This window comes from Rhodocytophaga rosea (genome assembly GCF_010119975.1).
Lineage (GTDB): Bacteria > Bacteroidota > Bacteroidia > Cytophagales > 172606-1 > Rhodocytophaga > Rhodocytophaga rosea.
In genome coordinates, this window is the sequence record NZ_CP048222.1 from 1,082,507 (window position 1) to 1,107,706 (window position 25,200).

At 40.8% G+C, this 25,200-nt stretch carries 23 protein-coding genes; 3 read left to right on the plus strand and 20 right to left on the minus strand.

Annotated elements, in window-relative coordinates:
• Positions 1-4: 4 nt before the first annotated feature.
• Entirely contained in the window at positions 5-523 is a 519-nt protein-coding gene (locus GXP67_RS04665) for an SPOR domain-containing protein (protein ID WP_162442086.1), read from the plus strand.
• Positions 524-594: 71 nt separating this feature from the next.
• Positions 595-1,707 carry a GDP-mannose 4,6-dehydratase gene (gene gmd, locus GXP67_RS04670; protein WP_162442087.1) on the plus strand — a complete coding sequence of 371 codons (1,113 nt, stop codon included), beginning with the start codon at positions 595-597 and terminating at the stop codon, positions 1,705-1,707.
• Positions 1,708-1,849: 142 nt separating this feature from the next.
• Here the strand turns inward: gmd and GXP67_RS04675 are convergent, their stop codons facing one another.
• Entirely contained in the window at positions 1,850-2,620 is a 771-nt protein-coding gene (locus tag GXP67_RS04675; RefSeq protein ID WP_162442088.1) for a TIGR00266 family protein, read from the minus strand.
• 126 nt (positions 2,621-2,746) lie between these two features.
• On the opposite strand from GXP67_RS04675, the gene GXP67_RS04680 reads away from it, so the two are divergent.
• Positions 2,747-3,298: a riboflavin biosynthesis intermediates N-glycosidase gene (locus tag GXP67_RS04680; protein ID WP_162442089.1), complete on the plus strand. Its 552-nt coding sequence runs from the start codon at positions 2,747-2,749 to the stop codon at positions 3,296-3,298.
• Positions 3,299-3,313: 15 nt separating this feature from the next.
• Here GXP67_RS04680 and GXP67_RS04685 read toward each other — a convergent pair whose 3' ends face one another.
• From GXP67_RS04685 to GXP67_RS04775, 19 genes are all read right to left on the minus strand, one after another.
• Positions 3,314-4,900 (minus strand): aldehyde dehydrogenase (NADP(+)), encoded by a 1,587-nt coding sequence (locus GXP67_RS04685; protein WP_162442090.1) that lies wholly within the window; start codon positions 4,898-4,900, stop codon positions 3,314-3,316.
• A gap of 98 nt (positions 4,901-4,998) precedes the next feature.
• Positions 4,999-5,421: a secondary thiamine-phosphate synthase enzyme YjbQ gene (locus tag GXP67_RS04690; RefSeq protein WP_162442091.1), complete on the minus strand. Its 423-nt coding sequence runs from the start codon at positions 5,419-5,421 to the stop codon at positions 4,999-5,001.
• Between the two features lie 536 nt (positions 5,422-5,957).
• Positions 5,958-8,843, minus strand: coding sequence for a contractile injection system baseplate wedge protein (locus GXP67_RS04695; RefSeq protein ID WP_162442092.1), 2,886 nt, complete (start codon positions 8,841-8,843; stop codon positions 5,958-5,960).
• A gap of 146 nt (positions 8,844-8,989) precedes the next feature.
• On the minus strand, positions 8,990-9,208 hold the full coding sequence (locus GXP67_RS04700) for a hypothetical protein (RefSeq protein ID WP_162441252.1): 219 nt from the start codon (positions 9,206-9,208) through the stop codon (positions 8,990-8,992).
• A gap of 89 nt (positions 9,209-9,297) precedes the next feature.
• Positions 9,298-10,035, minus strand: coding sequence for a contractile injection system tail -fiber like adhesin (locus GXP67_RS04705; protein WP_162442093.1), 738 nt, complete (start codon positions 10,033-10,035; stop codon positions 9,298-9,300).
• 219 nt (positions 10,036-10,254) lie between these two features.
• On the minus strand, positions 10,255-14,013 hold the full coding sequence (locus tag GXP67_RS04710; protein ID WP_162442094.1) for a baseplate J/gp47 family protein: 3,759 nt from the start codon (positions 14,011-14,013) through the stop codon (positions 10,255-10,257).
• A 98-nt stretch (positions 14,014-14,111) separates the two neighbouring features.
• Entirely contained in the window at positions 14,112-14,543 is a 432-nt protein-coding gene (locus GXP67_RS04715; protein ID WP_162442095.1) for a gp25 family contractile injection system sheath assembly initiator, read from the minus strand.
• Positions 14,544-14,577: 34 nt separating this feature from the next.
• Positions 14,578-14,868: a PAAR domain-containing contractile injection system baseplate protein gene (locus GXP67_RS04720; protein WP_162442096.1), complete on the minus strand. Its 291-nt coding sequence runs from the start codon at positions 14,866-14,868 to the stop codon at positions 14,578-14,580.
• 47 nt (positions 14,869-14,915) lie between these two features.
• Positions 14,916-16,703 (minus strand): type VI secretion system tip protein VgrG, encoded by a 1,788-nt coding sequence (vgrG, locus tag GXP67_RS04725; protein WP_162442097.1) that lies wholly within the window; start codon positions 16,701-16,703, stop codon positions 14,916-14,918.
• A gap of 4 nt (positions 16,704-16,707) precedes the next feature.
• Positions 16,708-17,379: a CIS tube protein gene (locus tag GXP67_RS04730; RefSeq protein ID WP_162442098.1), complete on the minus strand. Its 672-nt coding sequence runs from the start codon at positions 17,377-17,379 to the stop codon at positions 16,708-16,710.
• Positions 17,380-17,385: 6 nt separating this feature from the next.
• Positions 17,386-17,550, minus strand: coding sequence for a DUF5908 family protein (locus GXP67_RS04735; RefSeq protein ID WP_162442099.1), 165 nt, complete (start codon positions 17,548-17,550; stop codon positions 17,386-17,388).
• 40 nt (positions 17,551-17,590) lie between these two features.
• Positions 17,591-18,058 (minus strand): phage tail protein, encoded by a 468-nt coding sequence (locus GXP67_RS04740; protein WP_162442100.1) that lies wholly within the window; start codon positions 18,056-18,058, stop codon positions 17,591-17,593.
• Position 18,059: 1 nt separating this feature from the next.
• A complete protein-coding gene (locus tag GXP67_RS04745; protein ID WP_162442101.1) occupies positions 18,060-18,500 on the minus strand; it encodes a phage tail protein in 441 nt (146 codons plus the stop codon).
• Positions 18,501-18,577: 77 nt separating this feature from the next.
• Positions 18,578-20,206: a contractile injection system sheath protein gene (locus GXP67_RS04750; protein ID WP_162442102.1), complete on the minus strand. Its 1,629-nt coding sequence runs from the start codon at positions 20,204-20,206 to the stop codon at positions 18,578-18,580.
• Positions 20,207-20,235: 29 nt separating this feature from the next.
• Entirely contained in the window at positions 20,236-21,306 is a 1,071-nt protein-coding gene (locus tag GXP67_RS04755) for a hypothetical protein (RefSeq protein WP_162442103.1), read from the minus strand.
• 49 nt (positions 21,307-21,355) lie between these two features.
• Positions 21,356-21,961 carry an IS630 family transposase gene (locus GXP67_RS04760; protein ID WP_162447799.1) on the minus strand — a complete coding sequence of 202 codons (606 nt, stop codon included), beginning with the start codon at positions 21,959-21,961 and terminating at the stop codon, positions 21,356-21,358.
• Positions 21,898-22,377, minus strand: coding sequence for a helix-turn-helix domain-containing protein (locus tag GXP67_RS04765; protein WP_162442104.1), 480 nt, complete (start codon positions 22,375-22,377; stop codon positions 21,898-21,900). Before GXP67_RS04765 ends, GXP67_RS04760 begins: the two co-directional genes overlap by 64 nt.
• 205 nt (positions 22,378-22,582) lie before the next feature.
• Positions 22,583-23,122: a contractile injection system cap protein gene (locus GXP67_RS04770; protein WP_162442105.1), complete on the minus strand. Its 540-nt coding sequence runs from the start codon at positions 23,120-23,122 to the stop codon at positions 22,583-22,585.
• Between the two features lie 140 nt (positions 23,123-23,262).
• On the minus strand, positions 23,263-25,104 hold the full coding sequence (locus GXP67_RS04775) for a glycosyl hydrolase family 18 protein (protein WP_162442106.1): 1,842 nt from the start codon (positions 25,102-25,104) through the stop codon (positions 23,263-23,265).
• Positions 25,105-25,200: the final 96 nt, after the last annotated feature.

The window sequence follows — 25,200 nt, forward strand, 5'->3', positions numbered from 1 at the left end:
TGTTATGACACAAAAAAATATACTTCAAATAGTAACATTGATCATTTTTGCTACCTTTCTAAGTAATTGTACTAAAAAAACAGTTTCTCAAAAAGGGGATAGTTCGTTCAAAGATGATCTTTCTGCATATAGGCCACAATACAAAACAGCAGAGAAAACGGATAATTCTTCACCTAAATCTTCAACCGGACAACAAAATAGTACAAAACCTACGCATGATATTACAGCCCGCCTGGATACGGCTTTACAGGCAATTGCTGTACAAAATAAAAATTTACGCTATGCCCAGGGCTACCGGATTCAGATATACTCTGGCAATAACCGGGATGAGGCAAACAAGGCCAGAGACCGTTCTTATGCCCTTTTTCCTGATATAACCCCACATTTTGTCTATAATCAGCCAACTTTCCGGGTAAAAGTAGGTGATTTTATCGACCGCCTCGAAGCCCAGCGGGTATATGCTGGTCTCATTACAGAATTTCCTAATGCCATGGTTGTTCAAGACAGAATCGAGATTAAGTAGTTTACTTTTTTTTATTTTCTGGAATAAATCATACATTAGTAGTCAAAATATTTACAAACAAAAAAGGTTACATGAAAAAAGCACTAATTACAGGTATTACTGGGCAAGATGGAGCCTACTTAGCTGAATTATTACTAGACAAGGGATATGAGGTACATGGGATCAAAAGAAGAAGTTCTTTATTCAACACCGAAAGAATTGATCACTTGTACAAAGACCTCCATGAAGATAATGTACGCTTCAAATTACATTACGGAGATCTGAGTGATTCCACTAATATTATACGCATCATACAGGAAGTACAACCGGATGAAATTTATAACCTGGGTGCTATGTCTCATGTAAAAGTGAGTTTTGATTCTCCTGAATATACCGCCAATGTAGATGGAATTGGCACATTACGTATCCTGGAAGCAGTTCGCTTGCTAGGTTTGACAGAAAAAACCCGTATCTATCAGGCTTCTACTTCAGAGTTATACGGACTAGTGCAGGCAGTTCCGCAATCGGAAACTACGCCTTTCTATCCCCGTTCTCCGTATGCGGTTGCTAAATTATATGGATACTGGATCACAGTAAATTACCGGGAAGCCTATAATATGTATGCCGTAAATGGAATCCTGTTTAATCATGAATCTCCTTTACGTGGTGAAACTTTCGTAACCAGAAAAATCACGAGAGCTACTGCCAGAATCGCATTAGGTTTACAGGAAAAATTATTTTTAGGTAATCTGGATGCACAACGCGACTGGGGTCATGCCAAAGATTATGTAAAAGCTATGTGGCTGATTTTGCAACAGGAAAAACCTGAAGATTATGTAATTGCTACTGGTATCACTACCTATGTTCGTGATTTTGTCAGAATGTCCTTCCAGGAAGTAGGTATTGAACTGGAATTTAAAGGAACCGGAGAAGATGAAAAAGGATATGTAACTGCCTGTACCAATCCGGAATATCAGTTGCCAATCGGAAAAGAAGTAGTAGCAGTTGACAAAAATTATTTCCGTCCTACAGAAGTAGAATTGCTCTTAGGTGATCCAACTAAAGCAAAAACTAAATTAGGATGGGAACTTGAATATGATCTGCCTGCCCTGGTAAATGATATGATGGCAGCCGACCTGAAATTGTTTAAAAAAGATCAATTGCTGAAAGAGAGTGGTCACCGGGTATTCAATTTCCACGAGTAATATATTAAACTCTTATAAAACAAAAAGGCTGTTTCATAAAGAACAGCCTTTTTGTTTTATGGATAAATCTACAAGATTTTTAAAGCTTTGCCCATTACATCACATTGAAAACCTCAATATAGAACAGCAATCTGCTTTTACACTAATCATTCAGCAATCCACCCAATAAAGAACCTCCTTCTTTCGCGGAATTTTTACCATATGGAGCTAAAGCCTGTACCAGTTTAGAGACTGGCATAGATTGTATCAATACCCTGCCGGTTCCTTGTAAGGTAGCTAAAAATAGCCCTTCTCCTCCAAATACCATAGAACGTAGCCCTCCAGCACGTTGCACATCAAATGAAATACTTGTTTCAAAAGCTACTACACAACCAGTATCTACACGTATGGTGTCATTGTTTAACCGCTTTTCTATTACTGTACCACCGGCATGAATAAAGGCAAGTCCATCCCCTTGTAGTTTTTGTAGAATAAATCCTTCACCTCCAAATAAACCTGAACCTATATTGCGGTTAAAATGCATAGAGATGTTAGTACCTAATGCCGCACATAAAAATGCATCTCGCTGTACAATCAGCTGATTTCCCTGTGCCTCCGCCAGGTTCACTGGTATTACTGTACCAGGATAAGGTGCAGCAAAAGCTACTTTGCTTCGGGTATAACTGCGGTTGGTAAAATGAGTCATGAAGAGAGATTCGCCAGTAATCAATCTGGAACCTGCCTGCATCAGTTTACCCAGAAACCCCTGAGTTGGCCTGGAGCCATCGCCCATTTTAGTTTCAAACTCAATGCCTTGTTCCATATAAAGCATTACACCAGCTTCTGCAATTACTGTTTCATTCGGGTCCAGTTCTATTTCTACAATCTGGATGTCATCACCTATAATCTTGTAATCTATTTCGTGAGATCTCATAATAATATGTGGTTTGATGTTGTGAAGATAAAAACTTCTTGTTAAAATTATTTTACGCTTAAATTATTCTAATAAATAATATATAACCCAAAGGAAATTTATTTCTTTCTTATTATAGTACTTTATATGAAATATGATATTAACTGGCTTCTCACAAAGCATATTACTAATGATAATGAAAAATTAAAATATATCTTCTTCTGGGGACATCAGCCTAAGAAAGATGGCAGAATCAGTGAAAGCTGTTTCAGCCAGTGGTGGCCTGCTCCTTTTATAGTAGATAATATCACTTACAAAACTGCCGAACACTACATGATGGCCGAAAAAGCCAGGCTTTTTGGGAATGAACAGCTGGTAACTCAAATTATAGACAGCCAGTCTCCGGCTGAAGCAAAAAAATTAGGGAGAATGATATCTAACTTTGATGAAGCCAGTTGGAATTCAAATAAATACCAGATTGTATGTGAGGCAAATTATTATAAGTTTTCCCAGCATCCGGACCTAAAAACATTTCTCCTCAATACCGGCAACAGAATATTAGTAGAAGCCAGCCCAGTAGATACTATCTGGGGGATTGGTATGGCTAAAACAGATGAAAATATCTATAATCCTGTCTGCTGGAAAGGAGAAAATCTCCTAGGCTTTGCTTTAATGGAAGTACGTGACAGATTCCAATAAATAACTTATTAAACATTAAATTTCATTCTTGGTCCATTCTCCATTGAGTAGCCGCCATATTCCCTGAGGGTTCTGGTTTTGTAAGGCTTCCGGTAATAAGGAATCCGGAAAATCCTGATAACAAACCGGACGGGCAAAACGCTTAATGGCTGCTGTACCAACAGAGGTACTTCTGGCATCTGTAGTAGCCGGATAAGGACCACCATGTACCATTGCATATCCCACCTCTACGCCTGTCGGATATCCATTTATTAATAAGCGGCCTACCTTAGTTGTTAAAATCTCAATCAGCTCACGATTTTCCTCCAGATCATTTTGTGTTCCATGAATGGTAGCTGTTAAATGCCCTTTCAAATTACGGGCAATCTCCAGCATTTCCTCCTTAGAATCGCAGGTAATAGCAACCGTAGAGGGCCCAAATACTTCCTCTGCCAGTGCCGGATTGTCCGTTAATACTTTAGAACTGGATTGTAATAATACCGCCGCTGCCTGGTTTGATCCTGAGACAACTTCTGTTTCAGCTAATACTTGTACATCGGAAATGGATTTTAAATGCTGTATTCCTTTATGGAATGCTTGCTGTATGCCAGGCGTGAGCATAGTAGCTGCTGGCGTCTGCTGTAAATGTGAAGCTGTCTGCTTTAGAAACTGCTGTGTTAGTTCAGATGTTTGTGTGATAACTAGACCAGGATTAGTACAAAACTGCCCTACCCCCATGGTAACTGATTTTGACAAACCATCAGCGATCTTCTCCCCTCTTTCCTGCAAAGCACCCGGCAAAATAAATACAGGATTCGTACTGCCCATTTCAGCATACACTGGTATAGGTTCTTCCCGTTTGGCAGCGGCGTCGAATAAAGCTTTTCCACCTCTGAACGAACCGGTAAATCCAACTGCTTTTATTAACGGATGGGTTACAATGGCCATTCCAACCTCGTGAGAAGTACCCTGAACCATAGAAAATACGCCTTCAGGCATTCCGGTTTCCTGGGCAGCTTTACGGATAGCTGAAGCTACCATTTCTGAAGTTCCGGGATGAGCTGGATGTCCTTTTACAACTACCGGACAACCAGCGGCCAGTGCCGAAGCAGTGTCGCCACCCGCCACAGAAAATGCAAACGGAAAGTTACTGGCACCAAAAATACCAACAACCCCTAAAGGAATATGCATCTGCCGTATATCTGGGCGGGGTAATGGCTGTCTGTCTGGCAAGGCGGTATCTATACGGGCATCTATCCAGGAACCTTCTCTCACCACCTGCGCAAATAATTTTAACTGACCAGTTGTTCGTCCTCTTTCACCTAATAATCTGGCTTCCGGCAAAGCGGTTTCTGCCATACACCGTTTGATCAAAGCATCTCCCAAGGCCAATATTTCATCGGCGATCCGTTCCAGAAAAGCAGCTTTTTCCTGTGGTGTTTTTTTCCGGTAAATGGATAAAGAATGGTTTGCCAGTTCTACCGCTTGTCCTACTTCCTGAGGAGTGGCTTCAAAAAATTCCGTTTCCAGTTTCTGTCCGGTTGCCGGATTGATGCCTGCAAATGTCTGGCTTCCCTGTTCGGAAAGTGTGTTGCCAATATATTGTTTTCCGCTTAATGTCATAGGATGGTACAATTTGGAAATTATAAGATGGAAAGATGAGAGAAATAAACATATTTCCCTGGTAAATTATAATTAAATATCTGATTCAATTTTTTAAATTAAACACCATATGCAGTAACAACCAGTTTCCGTCCGGATGCCTCGTTGCGGTGTTCACACAAATAAATGCCCTGCCATATACCTAAGTTAAGCTTACCATCAGTTACTGGTATTGATACTGAACTGCCCAGTAAGGAAGCTTTGATGTGCGCTGGCATGTCATCCGGGCCTTCCTGGTTGTGCTGGTAATATCTGGTATTTTCAGGAACCATGTGATTAAAATGACTTTCGAAATCCGTTCTTACCGTAGCATCCGCATTTTCATTAATGGTCAGGCTGGCAGAAGTATGTTTAATAAACACATGAAGTAAGCCTGTACGGATATTTTTCACTTCAGGTATTTCTTTTAATATCGCCGAAGTGATCAGGTGAAATCCCCGCCGGTAAGCTGGCAGGGTGATATTTTTCTGGAAGAAATTCATAAAGAGTCTGGCTGTTTGCTACAATAGCTATTGACCTTGTAATACTAATAAAAAATCCTATGAAAGTGCGCAAAGCGTTTCAACTTTGCTACACTGCACATGGAATTGATTGTTAATAATATAGAGTGGCAAATATAAATAGCAGAATATCAGGCAAATAAAAAAGGCAAGCGAAGCGCCTGCCCATTTACCTTTTAAACCTAAACCTTTTGATTGAAAGAGAATTTACTTATGCAATGTTAACAAGGAAATGCGCTGTGGCCAATATATTCTTGATAAACGGTTGCTATGCTATATAAATGAAAAAAGCGCCTGTTGGAAACAGACGCTATTGGTTAAGGTTAGGTCAAAAGGCAAATGGAATATTATTGCTAAACTATCAAATTCTTTTTTGAAATAAAAATATATTAACAAATACTTATCAACATTATTGTATTTCTCCCCCAATAAATTATGATTTTTTCACAACCTGCCGTTATAATTAATAAGTGTATAGAGTAAACAAATGATAACGGGTTGTATAATAACTAATTTGGCTACTGTTTATTTATCAGGTTCAGCAGTAATTGCGTAAGATCATTATTCAATTTATCCAGCTGGGTTTTGTTAGCTGTAGACCTGATCCCGGCACTGTTCCATCGGTAATAATATTTTTCAAAGGTTTTCATATCTTCCGTATTCAGCCAGAAACACCTGGAGGATACATTGGCCGGCTGGTTGTTAAAAATAGTCTCTTCAGCAATGGCTTTAAATTCAGGATTATGAAAACGGGCTGTCCAGTCGGGGAGTAATATGCTGATACGGTAGGAGTAAAAATCTTCAGGCACTTGTGGCGTATCTTTGGTATATTGTACATACAGAGAAAGTTTGTCTTCAAATGGGATAATATCATCCTTATCTGACAGGAAATTATACAAACGTTCCATTTTTTCGTGAATTTCCTGCACCGATTCATAAGCTTTCATACTTACCATGGTGAGAGGTTCGTTCCAGGCAGGTACAGGAAATTTCATATGTATTTCAAAATCACCGTCCGAACGGCCTTCTACTGAGTAATTGGCATAGGTGGTAATATGTTCCCGGAAAGCCTCAACCATCATCTTCCGCTGCGAAAAAGTATAAGTACTTACTGTGCTCAAAAAAGGGGTTCCCAATTCATCCAGTACATAAAATCCAAATTTCTTTTCTTGCGCCTCCGGACGTAATAAAATATGTTCAACCAGATGCAAGCCTTCGCTGCTAATATTAAGCTCTTTTAAGAAATCAATCAACGAAAGTACGCCTGTTGTAGCTTCATCCTGCGTCTCAAACTGCCCGATATACATCCATTCCTGCTCTTCACCGGAATTGAATACTACCTGAAAGGAGGAACCATCTTTAGCAGCTCCGATTCTGTAATGGTGCAGAATAATTCCTTTTCTGAGAAAGTCAGTAGTGAGCATTTTGCTCTGGAAAGGCAATGTTTTCTGCAGTAAATCCTGCTTTTGTTCAGACGTAAAAGTATCCGATGACACATCTGCTAAATCTATGTAATCGAAGGACTTATCAATTTGATCCGGATCAATGGTTGACTGATGCAGGCTATATGCTTTTTCCCAGAGCTGGCTATCTGTTTGAGAAGCATATTCATCCAGAAGTTTTAAACCATACCCTTTAAAATGGCCGATCAGGGAATGTTCTTCATAAATCATTTGCTCCGTATATTTCCCGTTCACCATACCCAGGCCTAATAGCACACAGAGCTTTGCTTCCATACCAGCCACATTTTCTGTACTCAAGCTATCGTTGAAATAGTCGGAAGCTTTGGCGCGGTTGTGATTAATGTAAGGCAGAAATTGCAGTAATCTGGTTTTGTCCCGGACCAGGTGCCGCTCAAATTCCTCTTCGTTGAAATAATAATTAAACTGCGAAAGAGAATACTGTACAAATGTTTCCCCATGAATAGCCAGCAGGTAATCTAAAAATCTACTGCGCCGGTTGATGAAATTATCCTGGGCCTGCACCAGTCTGGACAGTCCCTGCCGATATTCCAGCGGAATATGGAACGCCCCAAACAAAGCATCCCTGATAAACTCATAAGGTCTGTTGGCAAGCAGTGGAGACACATCGGGCACGGCATACAAGTTCTGGTGAAAGTAAGTTTGCTCTACATCACTTTTAATTGAAAGTATATCTTTTACATGGGCCAGTTGTGAGAGATAATTCGCCAGGATTTGTTCAAACAACAGCAAAAATCCTTTCAATTGCTTTGCTTGTGCCCTGCGCTGCGGGGAAGGAGACTGTGGTAAACCATAACTGCCAATACCATAAGTTACCGGAAAATGATTCTGTATAGAATAATATTCATCAATTTTCAGGTCCTTGCCCTTGCTTACTTCAATTGCCTCTTCTGTGAGCCTGTAAATTCTTCGGTTGGCCGATTGCAATTCATTCAATTTGCGGCGTACAATCTGACGATCGACCAGGGTATAGTTTACAGAACCTTTGGAAAACTGGATGGTGTAATTCCTGCTTTTTCCTTCAAATTCTGTAAGTAATTTTGGAAGTTTGTTTTCGTCAATGTCTACCTGATTATGATAAGTATCTTCGCCAATTTTAAGATACAGATTTTTTACACTGGTTACTCCTCTGACCTGCATCATGATCTTAGTGATTTCCGAAATCAGAATCTTGTTCTGTTTGGGCAACAGGTCTTCAGTTTTAATAAATCCATTTTTAAGCAAGGGACCATTAAAAATTTCATTCAGACTATAATCTTGTTCCAGCAATTCTTCCAGCGAATAAATCCTGATCTGCGGACATAAATACTCATCTACCCGGAAAAATATTTCTGCCAGAATAGATTCCAGGTCACGGGTGCCATCAATTTCCACATCGGCATGAATGGATATATATATGTATTCCAGCAATTTGATCTCAGCTACATCTTCGCAAATATTCCGGTTGCGGGCGTATACTTCCAGCACATTATGTAATACTTGTTGCCTGCGGTCTTCTTCTTTAATCTGATCATCTACATTCACTACAATTTTATATAATCCCCTGAGTGAACTTTCCTCTGACTCTACCGGAATAAACCATACATTTTTTACATCCAGTATCGAATCGAATACGAGCCGCCGGTAATCGTTGATGGTAAGTGCATTGCTTGGCAGAATCTGAGATGGTCTAAGGAAAGACTGATCAGCTTTGGAGCTATTATACAGATGATCCTGAATATCAAAATCTACCCGGTACGAAAGGTCGGTGAGCGCATAACAAAGCACTTCCAGTATAGTAACGCCAGGATCATGCTCGTTGTAATCCGTCCAGAAGGCACCGCATAACTGCTGAATGTATTTGACTCCTTCAGAACGCAGGTATTCAAAGTTTAGTCCCTGATTTTCGGGTGGCTTATTATCAATAAATAATGGCTTTTCCATAAATCAGACTTAACTTATAAGGATGAGGATTGAGCGAATGCGTGAGTGAGTGAAATTATAGAATTATAGAATTAATGAAGGTCTGGATAAAGCAATATAATTCGTAATTCGTAATTCGTAATTCGTAATTCGTAATTCGTAATTATTTAATCCTCTTCTCCCAGAATTCCATTCAAATCCATTCTGGTTTTCTTGATTGTTCCATTCGGTGTTTTTGGGGAGGCAGGCGGCTGGCTGAGCTGTTCATTGGCCTGTTCATTGAGTTTCCCAATCAGTTCATATACTTCTGCAAATGGCAGTTTTCCCAATGCCTTAAAAATAGTACTCGCTTCTTCTATGCTGACCGTAAAAGTTACTTTTTTCATGATAGTTAGTTTGTCTGGAACCTGGGTTTATCGGATTAATATGATTGATTGGATTTTAAATAAAAATCTGTGTAATCTGTGGTCCAGGCTTACTCACTTTCCATACTTTGGTCCATAAATTTATCGAACCAGAGGCTGGTAATGTGGTATTTGACATAGTAAGGTCCATTGTAAGTGCTTCTGGTACGCATTTCCAGGCTATAATTATAAGTTGAACCTGTCCAGCGTAGGTCAATTTTATGGCCACGGCCGCCATAATAGGCATGTTTAATGTCAATACAATCGTTAGAATCGCCAAATGTACTCAGGGCTATGGCATGAATAAGCGCATATTTTCCGGTTTTTTTCTTGCCTACCCCGGCCACTATTTCCAGTACATGACAACCATTAAGTTCTGTCAGCACCGGATGCCAGTTGCCATCTGCGAGCACTTTGCCAGTATGAAAAGTACCCATCCTCCCACTCATGGCTACTGTCCCATTCACATCGAGTTCATATTCCGGATTGCTGCGGTTCACGCCAATTTTGCCATCATTTTGGAGGGATAGAATATTATCGCCCAGGTGATTATTGATGTGCAGGTTAGAATCGCCACTGTCAATTTCCAGGCTCCAGGCCGCATTCTTATCTTCAATATTCCGGTAAAAACTGATCAGTTTTTTAGAAGTGCCAATTGGCGAAAGCATCAGGCCATCATCTATGGTCTTCGACATGCCATCGTCGACCTTATTGATCATAGACTCGATCAGGTCGTAAAAATGCCCTTCTGCCGGCAGTTGCCCTTTCCGGAAAAAATTTTTAAGGGTGCTTCTGTTTTGTAATGGCATTGTATGTGATGATGGTTTATCAAGTGAATTAAGGTACTGTATAATTCAAAAAAGTCCTAATATTAAAGAGAAAATCAGTCTGAAACCACAGATTACGCTGATTTTGATGATGTACATATGGTTAGATAGCTGATTAGTTGTATAGTTATATTGTTAAATATTTAAGCTACTAAAGCACACCACTCACTCACTCACTCATTCACTCATTCACTCATTCACTTACTCTATAATAAAATCTTCGCCCAGTTCTAAGTATTCCACACCGGCCTGCATCGATTGTTCTTCCTGTTTTTCTACCAGCACAGTGATCTGGTGTTCATGGGCAGGCACTAGTACAGACCAGGGTTTAGTTGCTTGTAAAGAAGCTCTTGCCACACCTTCTCTGGCTGTATCAATTAATACATATTTTCCTGTAAAATCCCTGGCCGATTGTACCATCGAAAATTTGGTAATAAAATCCACATACGGCAGTGTACGCATAAAACTGAGAATATCCGAACTGTATATTTTGCCGCCTAGCTCAATCCCTTTCTGATTGGCAAATATATTCCTCGACAAATGCCTGTTAATTTGTTCATTTAGTTTCTGAATATAAAAGCCATAGCTGTATCCGCTGGTGAATTTTACATTACAAATGATACGGATGCGTTCGTACTGAGGATTACGCACTTCTACTTTCACAAACGGAGAGGTAAACTGCTGTATATAAGATTTCACCTGGTATAGTACCTCACTACTCACTGTAGGTTCACTGGGATTAGCTGCAAATTGATAATACGGTGTTACTACAATCAACACACTGCCAGGGGAATCCAGATTTTTACTGGTCATGTTGGGCAGGCAGGTCGCTTTGAAAATAGAAGGAAATTTCTCCAGTACCAGTCTTTCATAATCCCAGGTCATGATGGCTCTGTCTTTATGCCGCAGGCGCTCAGCTACTCTGGTATAAAACTTAGGCATACTTTCTCTGGGCATGCCTCCAAAAGAATCCAAAGGCTGCACTACCGATTGTATTCCTTCAATGGTATCTATGGAACGCTGAATGGTAAAAGCCGGCAATACTTTCTCCAGATACTTTCCTTCCCAGTTACTTTTTTCGGATAAGGTAGCCGTTAACACTTGTGTAAATACACTCACGGTTTTGGAAGCAACCCGTATGTTTTTCAATACAGCTACTCTTAACCAGTATAGGTCTGGATCAACAATGGTATTGCCCTTTTTGAGCTGGTAAGGTAATTCTACCATAATAATTCCGGTTTTGAGAAAACCATTGGTATCATCACGAAGTATTTTGGAAGGTGCCAGTAAATACCACTCATTATCCATCAAATAACTCCACTCTACTACCGGCGGATCATCTTCGGAAGAAACCGTAGAATCGTCCATCATTTCGAACAGAAACGAAACCGTTTGGGCTGGCTGAACGCCCATGAGTCCGATTAACAAACAGCCTTCAAAGTCGTACGATGGCAATACATAGGTAAGTTGCCTGGAATTATCCGGGTAGACCATATTTTCGCCAAAGGGATGAATATGAAAAATCTGGCCTTTGGAGGCTGATTTTTCGGTTTTGCGGGAACGGTCTTTCAAAGAAATAATGGAGGAAGAAGCATAATCCAGGGTAATAGATTTCACCAGTGGCGTATAAGGTGGATTAGGCATTTTCCTGAGGTCTTTGGCAGATTTGGTTTTGCTATTGAAAAAGCCGGATTTTGAATTGGCAATGGCTACTTCCGATAATACTGAAGGATACACACTATGCGCAAAGGCAAAGTCCGGTTTATTTAATTCAAGTTTAATAAATCCCCGCCTGGTGGTGTGTGTATACACCAGCTTATCTTCTATAGCGGCATAATTAGAAGGCAGCCGGATGTTTTTAATATCAATTGTATTGATAGAGGTTTTATTATGCAAGGCAGCATCAGGCTGTAGCTTTCCATTCAGTCCATTTTTATCCACGGTTCTGAATAACTTCACATGTTGCTGTTCCGATAGAGTGTCAGGTTTCCAGCGGCCTTCATCCAGCACGGATAAAGTAGCTTCATATACAGTATTGTCTATTTTGAGGCCGTAGCCATCATAATATCCCAGAAATCCATTGCTATGTCTGGGCAGATCAAACCATTCGATATGTATATTTAATTTTTCCAGCGGCTTTTGAAATACTTCATTGCTGCCAATCAACAAATAATTTCCTACACTGGGTAAAGGGCCAAAAGGATAATACGGTGTATCAAGGTTGAGCTGGCCAATCTGATTATAAAGCTGCAGGTTTTTTACGCCTTTTACCTGTGTATTCACCGTTACCTGCTCCAGCACCATATTACTTAGCAAAGAATACAGGTACACATAAGACTCGCTATTGAGCAGCAGCCTGACAATGGGTAATTCTGTAGCAAAACGTCCGGAATGTACTTCATCATCAAAGCCGATAATAGCAGGTTCAGTATAGCCCAGGTCAAAACGTATGTTCAGCAGGAAATTTTTCTCATCTTGTGTCACTACGTATTTATGTACCTGGTACCATCCCTGGTCGCTTGTAACAGATATGAGAAAAGCATCCAGAAATATTTTGATGAACGTTTCTTTCTCAGAAGTTCTGGAAGTAAAGGCAATATCTTCAATATATTGTTTGAATCTGGGAAAACTTTGTTCTGAAAATGTAAAGCCCAGGCTTATTTCCCGGTTCCCTTCACGCATCAGTAAAGTTGGAGAGGCTACGGCAAAACCCATGGTCGCATTGGTCATGGTTTTTTCTTTTATTCCTTTTCCAGTCTGGTCTTCGCCAAAGGTGGCATAGGTTTTTTTACGGATGTTTCCCGTAATATCAGCTACAGGTGCTTTTAATGGTATACCAGCCACCAGCATATTTCCGATAAGTGTCTTGCTGATCCCTCTGACATTTAAGGCCTTATTATACATAAAAATGGTATCCATGCGGTTGATCTTCACCCGGTTAACCTGCAACTCACTGTCTGCCTGGTAAACAATATCATTGCCATTTTCGTCTTCGCCAGCCAGAAAACCGGTGCCTTGTTTCACCTGAGCTACCTGGGCTGCATCGTCAATAAGAAATTTCAGGTATACGGTATCCGGAACCGGTGGCTTAGGTTTCTGTTTAAGAATAGACAGGTAGTAAAAATCCAGATGCCGTCTGGTAAGATTATTTATATTTCCCTGGGCAATCGTAAACAATTTCAGAAAAGAGATAAATAAGGCAACTTCCGGATAATGAATATCTGTTTGTAAGGACTGCGCCAGATATTCCGGAGATTTTAATTTAAGATACAGAAGCGTTTCGTAGAATGCCTGAAACAATTGTTGTAAACTTTCAGTGGCCAGATCTATTTTTTCTTTCAGTGTATCGCCTTCATATATTGCTGAAGAAGGCTCAAATTCGGATAGTCCCCAGAAGAGTCCAAAAGATGTATAATCCAGGCCGATTTTTTCTCCCAATGCCTCCGCTTGTTCAGCTCCTTCATCATAAGATTTCAGTTTACCTAAGGCTACGCTCAGTTTGCCATAAATGGCATTCGTAATTTCATTCCTGACACTTACCTGGGCGCTGGTAAAATCTTCTACGGCCTTTAGTTTAGTATGCCAGAATTCAAACAACTGGGCTATATCGTAAATCTCCTTAAAGCACAAACGCAGGTAATGCAGTTTTTTTGCCGGATTGAGAAAAAGGCGGGCTTTATATATATATTGTTTAAAACGGGCTTCTGTTTTTACCGGCTCTGTCTGGGCCATGGCTGCCAGAATCACCGTTTCGTCATTCAGAAACTCCGACCAGTCGCCATCTATTTGTCCATTAAGGTCATAAAAGTTAATAAGTTTAGCAAAACCAGTGGCAAATACCAGTAAATCTTCCAGAGAACGCTCGTCTATCTTTACGTAGTTAAAATCAAGCGCCTCCAGGAAACGATTGTCCTGGGCAGTACCACTGCTTATCACTTTTGAAAAATCTTCTGCCTTCATGGTCAGCGCTTACTTAATTCAACATTAAAAGATTGGAAGATTTGGCAGATTTGAAGCTTACTAAATTAGCCTTGCAAGCCTACAATCTTACAATTCATTTACAGACTAGCCGGCTTATAGCGGACTTCATTGCCCTCAATAATATAGAATGGATATACCATATTACTTCGGGTATTTGTTTTTCTGATGATATATATTAATTCTATCAGTAACAACCCATCTATATGTTCATCTAATTTTATATCTACCTGATTGAGAGTGATTCTGGGTTCAAAATAGAGCACAGCAAATTCAATTTTGCTTTTCATTTCATTGATAAGCGTACTGTTCACCGATTGAAACACAAAAGAATCCAGATCGCATCCATATTGAGGTAACATGATTCTTTCGCCAGGTCTGGTAGACATAAGAATTTGCAGGCTTTCCCGGATGTCCTCTTCTTCTGAAACCAGCATCACACTGCCAGACCGTTTATCGAAAGTAGGTGGAAACTGCCAGCCAATTCCCAGAAAAGTTTTACGGTGTTTCATGATAATTTAGTCATTGGTCATTCGTAATTAATAATTATCCTCCAATCATTACTGTCATACAGCCCAAAATAATAGTTCCGCCATGTGCGGTAGAATCACCTAGTCTGGCAGCAGGCATCCCTCCTATTAACACAGTAGCTGAGCCTTTAATAATGGTATCTGGTGGGCCAGTGCAAACGACTATATCTCCTACTATGGCAGCAGGCATCCCCCCAATCAATACAGTAGGGCATCCTGGCCCTATAATGGGGCCACCTACATGTGGTACTAATGCAGTTAGCATCGGGCAAACATGCATATCGGTAGATCTGGCAGCTGGAGGCATAGACTTATGAATTATAAATGACTAAGTAATTTTTCAATTTTCCATTCTCAATTAATCATTACAATGCCGCCTTTGATGGTCGTCTGGCCGGAACCTTTTACTTCTGTCATGGCACCTTCCGCAGCAAACTTCATACTGCCTTTCATAGCTACATTCATTCCTTCTACTTTGGCATCCCCTGTTGCTTTCGCCTCTATATTACCCTGTGCTTCCATCACTATTTTTCCTTGTGCCTTCATGATAATATCTTTCTGACTGGTAATAGCGATCCCCTCCTTATTCATCTCTATTTTATTTTTGTTCTGATCCTCAATAATGATATTCCTTTCGTCATCATTCAGGGTAATAGAGTTTCCGCCGGGCGTCTCAATTTTTGTAATTTTTTTCTCGTCATCAAAGGTGATCTTAAGCTTGCTTCTGGTAACAAATCCTTTGGTCTTATTGGTATTTTCCGGTATGAAAGGCGGTTTAGAACTTTTACTGTGTACAGAACCCATAATAATGGGATACTGTGGATCTTCATTCAGAAAACCAACAATCACTTCGTCGCCCACCTCCGGATAAAAAAATGTACCCGACTCATTGGTAGCATACATGGTAGATAGCCTGGCCCACCAGCCCTGGTTATCTCCCAGGATTGGAATTTTTATTTGTATGCGGTATTCTCCAGCTTCGTCTTCGTCAATTTTGACCACTTTTGCTATGAACAAGCCCTTCATCGGAGCCACCATTCCCGATGCCGGAGGCGCATCAATTAAAGGGGTTTCTTCGGAAAACCAATCAAAGGAAAGCCCCATTTCAGCCGTAGTAGTCCAGTTTCCTTCTTCCACAATGTGGGTCACCCCACTTACAAAAGCCTTTCCATTAAACTGGCTGCTCAATCCGGATAATTCTATCAGGGTACCGGGCTTTATAGCGGCTGTGCCTATGCAGGTTACTGTACCTTTAATTTTCGATAAATACGACCGGGTATGCTTGGCATTGGCCCAGGCTTCCAGCACACTTACATCTTTAATGCCGGCAGTTGTCTGCAATAAATACTCATCTAATCCGATGGTTTGAGCCAGCTTAGAAGATGGGGTACTGCCCTGACTAAGCTCATCGGGCGTTTTTGAAGAAGATTCTACCAGTGCCTGTTTATCTGAATCCCAGGCATGGGCAACCACTTTTGTGAGCTGCGTACGGGCATCCATATCCGCCTGAAAATCATACATATTAACGCCATAGGTTATCGAAACGACCGGTTCGCTGCTTAGGTCAGGTTTTTTTACAAGCAGTTTTCCATCATCAGTGATGGCAACTAGTCCATTGATTTCAGCACGCATCATCACAAAATCCCAGTCGGTACAATAGTGCTGTATTACTTCTTTGTGCTGAAAAGTAGTGGCATCTATTTGTTTTTCTATGCCATACGCATTTATTATTTCCGTCAGAATATCACTATCTTTTTTCTTAACAAACAATTTATTTTTTCTACCCACGGTGAGTTTAACCGCTTTGTCTTTGCATTCAATGCTTAAATAAGAATCACCGGATTTAGTAATTTTTAATCCATGCTTAATAATAATGCCTTTAAATATGGTTTTATTATTGTTTTCATACCCCGCCTGAATTTCTATTTCCACACCCGGAGCGAAATCCTTGGAGTCACTCTGGTTCCAGGGTTGATTTTCAGATACACCACCATCTACTATTTTCAATTTAGCGGTAGAAATCTTATTAATTCCTTTTGTAACCTGAATAGACATCAGGTCATACCCGGCTGTATTCACCTTGCCATTGGTAAGGATGTTATAAGATACAACTCCTCCTTCCTGTTCTTGATTACCAGCCATATGTTTATTTAATAGGAGGAAATAGTAGAGTAGTACCGGGAATTAGGTTTCTGAAATTAACCAATCCGTTTATTCTGGCCACTTGCACATATAGGGTGCTGTCTTTATAAATTTTATTACACATCAGTGGAAGGGTATCTCCTTCATTTACGACCAGCGTATGAGATAAATCCGGTGAATTCCGGTTTTCCCGCTTATTTTGTTCATCAGGCGTGCTTGCTCCATTGAAACTCAAACCCAATTTTGCCCGGAGAGGGTCGCCATCAGAATCAAAAAGGGTGTAACTAATGTCGCAGGTTGTAATACGGCCTTTAAATTCGAGTGTTCCCCAGTTTATCTTGGTATAGGGCGGTTCATGAATCTTGCCATCAAAAGCAAGGGCTACTTTCAGAAATTTGTTTACCAGATCTGTTACCGTTTTTTTAGGTGTTTGCCCGTCATCATCAATAGCACCAGTACCATCTAAATACAAATCGAAAGATATTGTTTCCGGTTCTGTATTTTTGTATTTGGATTCAGAACCTGCCCTTCCAGGTGGCTGGCTTTGATTGCTAAGGGATACGCTCAGCTTGCGGCTGATGGTAGCCGGATTAATAAGGGCAATAAATGTCTCTTTGGGTTGTCCCTCACAAGTAGCATTCTGATATGACCCAATTTTCAATTTGGTTAAGCTCATTAGCTGCTATCTTTCCAGTTTGGCTTCTAACTTTTCCATTACTTTCTCTACACATTCCTCCACAATTTCCCTAACAGATATAGCTGGCATTCGGTTGGGGTCGTGTATTTGTGGATGAGATTTATCCTGGACAATAATCCGGACTACCAGCTCTTTAATTTCAATGGGCATAAATGTAAGTGTAGAGAAATTTGTATTCAATTTGAATCAATTATTCACTTGGGTGTACCAGCTCGAATTTTGTGTAAGTAAACTGTAGGGTAGCCACTACGATTTCATTATTGCTTGCATTAAAATTTGAAATCTCAAATTTAGTAGGGTAAGCTTTTTTAAAGCTCCATGACATAATGGGCTGATGCTTCTCCACCGAAAGCAAACTCACTAAAATATCTTTCCGCTGAATGTTCATAAAGTTTGATTGTATGGTATCGCGGCACCATTTATCCAGTTTGGAACCTTGTACCACCAGTCCTCTTTTTAAAACCAAAGGGGAATACTGAACAGATTGGGGGAGACGGTGAACAAATCCGTTTTCCCCTCCTTCTGTTACATCTTCTGTTTTGATCTCCATGGAAATTCCGGAAGCTTCCTGAAAACCGGCATCGATTTCACCGAAAGTATTATCACTTACTTTTACTTTAAAATGAAAACCTACCGGTGGATAATAATAAGTTGCCATTCTAACTTTCTGCTGTAAGTTCTATGCCTTCGTGTGCCAGTTCAAAAGTTTCAATGGCAATTTCATTAGCATCCGACTTAAGGTCTGGCGAAGATATTTTAACTGGAAAGGCATGCCGGATGAGCCAGGTGAATACGGCATGATGTTCTTCATCCAGCAATTTAATGGTGATATCCTTACGTCTGGCAGGATCAGTCTGGGAAAGATTATACCAGTCCCAAAGGGCATCATCGCCTTTAAACATACCTTTTTTGAGGGTAATGTTGCTGGTTTTTTTCAATCCAGGAACTTTCTGCACCAGAAAGCGCTCATCGTCGCCAGCACGGTAGTCAATGGTCTGGCTTTCCATTACCAGGCCTGTTACTTCTGTAAAAGATAATTCGCCGCCGTCCCATGTTACATCGAAGTGGAACTTCGGAATCGGCCATACTGCATCTGCCATAATTTTATGTTTTTAGGGTTTATGTTTATAATCAATTTCAAGTTGAAATTATTTATTAGATGTTAATTTTCTAATTCTTAGCTCTCCTGCATCTTTTGCTGGAAAGTAATTACAATGAATTCAGCCGGACGGGAAATAGCTACTTTCACACTAATGCGCATAATGCCATCCAGAATATCATTGGGAGTCATCGTGGTGCCTAGTCCAACCAGTACTTCATAAGCCTGATCTGGTGTAGTACCCACCAGACCACCCTGCCGCCATAGATCATCCAGGAAAGATGCAATCATGCTGCGGATCAGAATCCAGGTAGCTGCCGTATTGGGTTCGTACACATAGGCTTTGGCAGCGAGTTTAATAGACTGCTCCATGTAAATCAATGTCCGTCGAACGTTAATATAACGGTAATCCTGGCTGTTGCCATCCAAAGTTCTGGCACCCCAGATCACGGTACCCTGGCCGATAAAGGAACGGATCGCATTTACTGATTTACCGGTAACGGTTACATTAAGGTCTTCCTGATCGTCGTTGGTGAGTTTTACCACCGGGGCAATTACAGAATTGAAACCCACATTGGCTGGCGCTTTCCATACGCCTCTGGTATTATCTACTGCAGCATATACCCCTGCCATCCCTGCACTAGGTGGAATCACATTCATTTGCGCCCGTACCTTCTGCATAATGGTTTTAAATGTAGGACTGATTGCCAGTAAAGTCTGGTTGAGGGTGTCGGCATCTGTATCTGCCTGCGATAACTTCCGGACCTCTGTTTTAATTTCGTCTACTTTCTTTGGATTATCGGTAGTCAGTTCAGCTTCTCTGGACAATAAAGTTTCAAGTTGATCGATATTGGAGACACTTTTATAGCTTACTTCTTCATTCTGCACAATGGATGAATATACCCAGGGATAATAGGCAGCCCCATAACTTAAATTATTGGAACCTACTCCTTCCCGGAATCTGGTGATCACATCGTTTTCATCATAGGTTCTGGGCAAAAAGCCATTGTATACATCCAAAATAGCAAATCGGTTTCTCATCTTAAAGCCACAATGCAATAACATGGCCTGCTGCAAGGCATAACAATCGGCTTCTTCCAGCATTACTGCTTCCGGAATAATAAGCAAGGTAGGCTCTTCCTCACTGATGAGTACGCCTATCGCATCTTCCAGGGCTTTTTTATTAATTGAATTGATTCTTCGTTTACCAGCATCAGCTGCTTTTCCGGCTTTTTCCACAATCTTCACGCCTGCGTCTTCTTTTGGAACTTCGTCTTTAGGTTCTTTAGTTGTTTTTTCAGGTTTGGCAGGCAAAGCAGGTGCATAATAAGAACCTACAGAAATCACATAGCAGTTTTTTCCGCCATTGGCAAAAAACATACGGATGCTGTTATAAAGCAAAAATTTGGAGGTCATATCCGACAGCAGGCTATATCCTTTTCCATCCAGTTCAAAATCAAATTCCTGCAAGGCATTGGGTGCTGCTTTAATCGTAAATGTGCCCGGAAATCCGCCACCAAAAATACTCTGATAGTCGGCCAGAGAAGTAACACGAATAGGGCGGTTGATGAGGGATTGTCCGCCTCGGCCTGCTTTTTCGGTATATCCGATAAAAGTAGGAACTGCCGTTGGGATACTGACCAGCGAGTTGGGGAAGGCTTTTTTCTCTTCCACATAAACCCCGGGGGTTGCTAACGTTTGTGCCATGATGAATAATTTGATTTGGGTGAGGAATGTTAAATATAGACTAGGATTTCTGAAAATACTTTGGAGTCGTCGCTCCGGGACTGGGGTTTTACTAAGCCCAGAGACGGATGGGGTAAGCGGTTGATGATGATGCGGCCATTATTTTCATCGGCATTTTTATTTTTCTTCAATTGAAATAGGTAGGGTGCAGATTCGCTCAGCGGCAATACTTCTTCAGACTGGAACATGAAAGCGGAATCTCCATTGGCCAAGGTTATCTTTTCAGGACCTTTAAAAGCTATATTCTTATCGTTGGTAGCAATGCTCGCATGCTGTAAGCCATTGCTGTATTTAGGTACAATCAAATATTTCCAGTAGGTAGACCTGGCCTGAAAAGCGATCTTATATGCTCTAGTACCTGGCGTATCTCTTTCTTTAATGATTTGAATCAATTCATCCTTTAAAGCACCAGTCAGAAATATTTCTACCAGACCAATGGCTTTCAGATCCGGCCTGATACCAGTATGTACAAATGTTTCAAGTTCTTTCTTTCCAACAATAACTTTATATTTTCCTTCCGGAAGTCCATTTAGGTCAAATCTAAAGGGAAGATTAGCCAGAGCTATTCCTGTTTTCAGCGTTCTGCCCCTGTCATCCTGTAATTCCAGATTTGTTTCTTTTGACTGTGCCGGAATTTCGTACTCACCTGATTTTACAGGATATCTATCGGCGGCACTCACGAAAGAAGCCTGATGTAATAAGGATTCCTCCGTTCCCTTTTTATGTGCAGTACTATTGCTGAAATACAACAAAGTATGTAGATTTTCGGTAGGCAGACGGGTAATGCTGATAAAATAGGGCTGTGAGCAATGCAGCCAGAATGTAAATTTTAGCCCTTCCATCTGTTCCAGGTAATATAGAAGCGTTTCCGGCCTGGATACATCTCCAATCACAATAATACCACTTTCATCTGCTTTTAGGATCACACCCATCTTCTCCGCCAGCTTCAGGCTGGCTGCCGTAGGTTTAATCTTGAAATCCGGACTTGTCTGCTGCGCATAATAGGTATGCGTTACTTTTAAGGTAAACAGCGTCTGGTAGGCAAACTGAACTTCAAACATAAGGCGGTTACCTATTTATTTATGAATTAAGCATATCAACAGAATTAGCTTATAAATTGAATTGTTCTTTAAAACGGATGTTATATTGAGTGCCGATGCCTGCTAAGACAGTATTGAGTTTAGCTTGAAAGCACTCGAAGTTGAGATAATCATCTGCTTTTAGCCACTCATACTTGAGCTTTCGCCAATAGATCTCGGCCTTGTTCAGATGGGGACAATACCGGGGCAAAAAGAAAATATACAAATCTTTTTGCTGCCATTGTTCCACTTCTGCTAAAAAGGCTTCACTTGTGTGGGTAGGGGCATTATCTATCACCAACACGGTAGGTTTAATGAGTTGCTCACAAAAGTGGTGGATGGAGTCAATGATAAATTTACTTGTCACATTGGCTTGGGTTTGGTAAGTAGTGGCACTATTATCTGTTTGGAAAAAGCCTAGCAGGTTGATCTTCTTGTCTTTGCGAGGCAGAATGCCGATGGTTTCTCCCTTCAATTGCCAGCCATAGGGTAGGCAGGGATCCATCGACAGACAAGTCTCATCACCAAAGAATAAGTCAATGGCTTTTAGTTTGTATAGCTGCCATAGTTTGGCTAACTGTGCTTCTTTGGCTTGTCTTTCAAGCGGGTCTTGTTTGCTTTTGAGGCTCTTACGCAGGCGACGGAAAGTGTAGAGACGCTTTTTAAAAAACGCCTTAGCGTCTCCGGATGCACCTTTACGGCTAGTTCTTTCTCAAGTTGAGCAGTGGCTTTACGGGCACTTTGCCGGTACTCACTGATGATGGCTTTTAGTTGCCCCTCATCCACTTGGGACAGTGTCGCTTTTCGACCCTGCCCCCTTGATCGCATCAGGCCTACTAAGCCTTTCTGCTGCCAGTTGGTAAAGCAATTGAGCACACTCTGGTAATTGCTGTCAAGTAGTAAGGCAATTTCCTTAGCCGTTTTACCTTTGGCACTAAACAAGAGCATCTGGCAATGCTTGCGGAATTCTGTTTTGGGATGATTCTGCAAACCTTCTTCTAAGGTGAGTTTCTCTAAAGCATCTAGCTCTACATAACGTTCTTGACGGCTCATCCCGTAAAAATACTTATTCTAATTTAATTCTGTTGATTTACTTAAGTGAGTCAACAGAATTAAATTATAGATAGATTTTCAGTAATGTATTGAATATCAATTATTAATTTCAGATTTTTTAATCTTTAAATGTGTGTATTCACTTACTAAATAATAGAATTACAGGATTACTGAATGAATTATCAACTATCCATTTTCAATTCACTTACAGGTTATTTCCCAGGCCTTTGAACAGCGAAAGATCGCCCGTAATATTACCTTCCTGAAAGGTGATCATCCGTACTTTGTAGAGCACCGATGGCAGGTATTTGCCCCCCAGTACCCCCCACAGATAACTCAGGTTCTGAAAATCCTGGTTTACCATCTCAAATACCAGTTTGTCGATATTTTCGTCCAGATCTGGTGTATTCTGGTGGTTCAACACATTATTGGCCTGAAAAAAACTAATGACAGCCGACAAAAATTTGAGCCCTTCTGCATAGTTATTTTCATTAAAATACACCGAAAACAGCACAAACAAATTGATATGAATCGATGGATTATTATTCGGTATATTGATTCTGCCTACAGTTTCCTGTTGCAGATTCACCAGCGTCAGCACCACTTTATCCGGATCAGTAATAGCGATACTCCCATCCTGGTTGACAATGCCTGAAATAATTACCTTATCCTGACCCAATGCAAACCTGTTCCTGAAATAGGCATTCAGTTTTTCAGCCACCGCCGTAAGTGCATAATAGATCATGGAAACAATGGTTAATCAACTATCCTCAGTCAGAATTCATTGGTTTGCAATTGTGAAACAGTATTGGTGTAGGTCAATAGTCATAAAGAAAATCAAACTTGTCCTAACAACTATTGACCAGTAACTGCTGACTGATCCGTTTATGGTAAATCTTTTTCTGATAGGAAAGGCCGGCTGAACAGATAGAAAATAATAGCTCCGATCAGAAAGCCCAGCAACAGAAAAGTGATTTCATTTACGTCGGTAAATTTGAATGCAAAAAACACCAGCGCAATCAACACAAGCACCGAAAGTGCCACCCCTCCTTTAATCATCAGGCCTGTAAGCCTCTTAATCCGGTATCCATAGCGGAATAATACGAGTACGCCGGTTACGCTTACCCCGAAAATAAGCCCGAATATAGAAACCAAAGAACGCGGATTGGTCAGTAGTGATTTGGGATTGGTAAGTACACGGGTTGCCAGGTTCAGAAAGCGGTTAAAGGCACCAGTATTAAGCTTTGAGGCATTTTTAGCCGCTACAGGTTTTTCCTTTGCTGTAAATTTTGCTGCAATCACTTTCCATAACTCATCATAACCGTTGTCATAGCCCAAAGCCCATATGCCAATACCCCCCAGTTTTTTCCCGTTCACCCAGTCGTACTTCATGCTCAGCGATAGACTATCTTCATACCAGATCTGCCGGTAATTGTTATTATTATCCCGGTACACATACACTTTACTCATACTCGGCTGATCCACACAACAAGGCATACTGCCATGTGTTTTCCGGATCGAGCGGTACATCGGATATTGAATAAACCGTTTGGCGGGAGAAGGAAATTTCAGATCATTGGTTTGCCATTCTGCGCCGTAATAAGGCACAGCGAGCAAAAATTTAGCCGGCGGTATGCCAGATATTAAATACTCGTCCACAACTCTTTCCAGATTATAGAGCCACCAGAACTGGCCACTGGTTACTGGCGCCAGCGGACCGGCTACCGAGCTGCCAGTGCCATAAAATTCATAGCCCAGGGCCACATACAGATCAATATAATTATTCAGTTGTTTTACTTCGTATACATTCTCAAAATCTATGGGAGGAATTGCCAGCGTAATCATATAATCCTTCCTCACAGCCCGGAGGCTATTAGACAGATCTATAATAAAATTGGTAAATGCCTGCCGTTTGTTTGCAGGAATCTGTTCAAAATCGATATGTACGCCATCGCCATTCCGTTCACTCAGCAAAGGAATGAGTGTGTTGATAAAATTGCGCTGCGCATTCAGGTTAGAAAGAAACGTTGAATTATTCTTATATCCTGTATTGCTCACACTCAGCAGAACTTTACAATTATGCTGATGGGCAGAATCTATCAGTGCCGTTGTTTTCCAGTCGTGAATACTGGTATAATTGCCGCTTGCCGGATTTAATTCATAGGAAAAATAGGCCACAGCTGATAATAAGGAGAAATTATAACTTTTATAAGCCGTACCCATCCAGTAAGGATGCCATCCGAATACTTTTTTAGCAGGATCCAGTATATGCTGTTTTTTATAGGCATTTTCTTCCGTGATCAGAAATTTTTTCTGCCATCCTTCTTCCGATAAATTATCAGTAATTGCCGTTTTGCGTACATTAACCAGTCTTTTTTTGAAAGCTGCTGAATCTATTTCCTCATTAATCAGCATACCCTCTTCAGGCAATTGCTGGGCAGTAAACTGAATAGGGTTACCAGCTTCCGGATTTACAACAGGTGTAAGTGCATTCTGTTCATTTACAGGCGTATCGGCTATAGGTAGTTTATTTTTCTCAGTTGCTTCTTTGATAAGCGCTTCCTGTTTAGCTTTCGCTTCAGCCTCTTTTGTCTCTGCATTTTTCTTATTGGTGTCTACATAGGAATCCAGCTTACCCTTCAGGCTTTCCTGGGCATACGTCTGCTGACAACCTACACAGCAGGCAAAAGCCAGGACACAGGCAAGCAAGACTGTTTGAGTAGACATATGATAAATAAACTTGTTTAGCTGGGAAAGTACTAATGTATAGATTAGTGTTTGCCTGATGATTCAAGCATACTTTTTAAAAAGTATAGGGAACTA

Bases quoted from the DNA above. Each gene is read 5' to 3' on its own strand.
- gmd (WP_162442087.1), top strand. From the start codon at position 595: ATGAAAAAAGCACTAATTACAGGTATTACTGGGCAAGATGGAGCCTAC.
- GXP67_RS04750 (WP_162442102.1), bottom strand. From the start codon at position 20,206: ATGGCACAAACGTTAGCAACCCCCGGGGTTTATGTGGAAGAGAAAAAA.
- GXP67_RS04745 (WP_162442101.1), bottom strand. From the start codon at position 18,500: ATGGCAGATGCAGTATGGCCGATTCCGAAGTTCCACTTCGATGTAACA.
- GXP67_RS04675 (WP_162442088.1), bottom strand. From the start codon at position 2,620: ATGAGATCTCACGAAATAGATTACAAGATTATAGGTGATGACATCCAG.
- GXP67_RS04680 (WP_162442089.1), top strand. From the start codon at position 2,747: ATGAAATATGATATTAACTGGCTTCTCACAAAGCATATTACTAATGAT.
- GXP67_RS04715 (WP_162442095.1), bottom strand. From the start codon at position 14,543: ATGAAACACCGTAAAACTTTTCTGGGAATTGGCTGGCAGTTTCCACCT.
- GXP67_RS04710 (WP_162442094.1), bottom strand. From the start codon at position 14,013: ATGAAGGCAGAAGATTTTTCAAAAGTGATAAGCAGTGGTACTGCCCAG.
- GXP67_RS04770 (WP_162442105.1), bottom strand. From the start codon at position 23,122: ATGATCTATTATGCACTTACGGCGGTGGCTGAAAAACTGAATGCCTAT.
- GXP67_RS04755 (WP_162442103.1), bottom strand. From the start codon at position 21,306: ATGTTTGAAGTTCAGTTTGCCTACCAGACGCTGTTTACCTTAAAAGTA.
- GXP67_RS04735 (WP_162442099.1), bottom strand. From the start codon at position 17,550: ATGCCCATTGAAATTAAAGAGCTGGTAGTCCGGATTATTGTCCAGGAT.
- vgrG (WP_162442097.1), bottom strand. From the start codon at position 16,703: ATGGCTGGTAATCAAGAACAGGAAGGAGGAGTTGTATCTTATAACATC.
- GXP67_RS04775 (WP_162442106.1), bottom strand. From the start codon at position 25,104: ATGTCTACTCAAACAGTCTTGCTTGCCTGTGTCCTGGCTTTTGCCTGC.
- GXP67_RS04700 (WP_162441252.1), bottom strand. From the start codon at position 9,208: ATGAAAAAAGTAACTTTTACGGTCAGCATAGAAGAAGCGAGTACTATT.
- GXP67_RS04665 (WP_162442086.1), top strand. From the start codon at position 5: ATGACACAAAAAAATATACTTCAAATAGTAACATTGATCATTTTTGCT.
- GXP67_RS04705 (WP_162442093.1), bottom strand. From the start codon at position 10,035: ATGCCATTACAAAACAGAAGCACCCTTAAAAATTTTTTCCGGAAAGGG.
- GXP67_RS04720 (WP_162442096.1), bottom strand. From the start codon at position 14,868: ATGCCTCCAGCTGCCAGATCTACCGATATGCATGTTTGCCCGATGCTA.
- GXP67_RS04685 (WP_162442090.1), bottom strand. From the start codon at position 4,900: ATGACATTAAGCGGAAAACAATATATTGGCAACACACTTTCCGAACAG.
- GXP67_RS04740 (WP_162442100.1), bottom strand. From the start codon at position 18,058: ATGGCAACTTATTATTATCCACCGGTAGGTTTTCATTTTAAAGTAAAA.
- GXP67_RS04730 (WP_162442098.1), bottom strand. From the start codon at position 17,379: ATGAGCTTAACCAAATTGAAAATTGGGTCATATCAGAATGCTACTTGT.
- GXP67_RS04765 (WP_162442104.1), bottom strand. From the start codon at position 22,377: ATGAGCCGTCAAGAACGTTATGTAGAGCTAGATGCTTTAGAGAAACTC.
- GXP67_RS04690 (WP_162442091.1), bottom strand. From the start codon at position 5,421: ATGAATTTCTTCCAGAAAAATATCACCCTGCCAGCTTACCGGCGGGGA.
- GXP67_RS04695 (WP_162442092.1), bottom strand. From the start codon at position 8,843: ATGGAAAAGCCATTATTTATTGATAATAAGCCACCCGAAAATCAGGGA.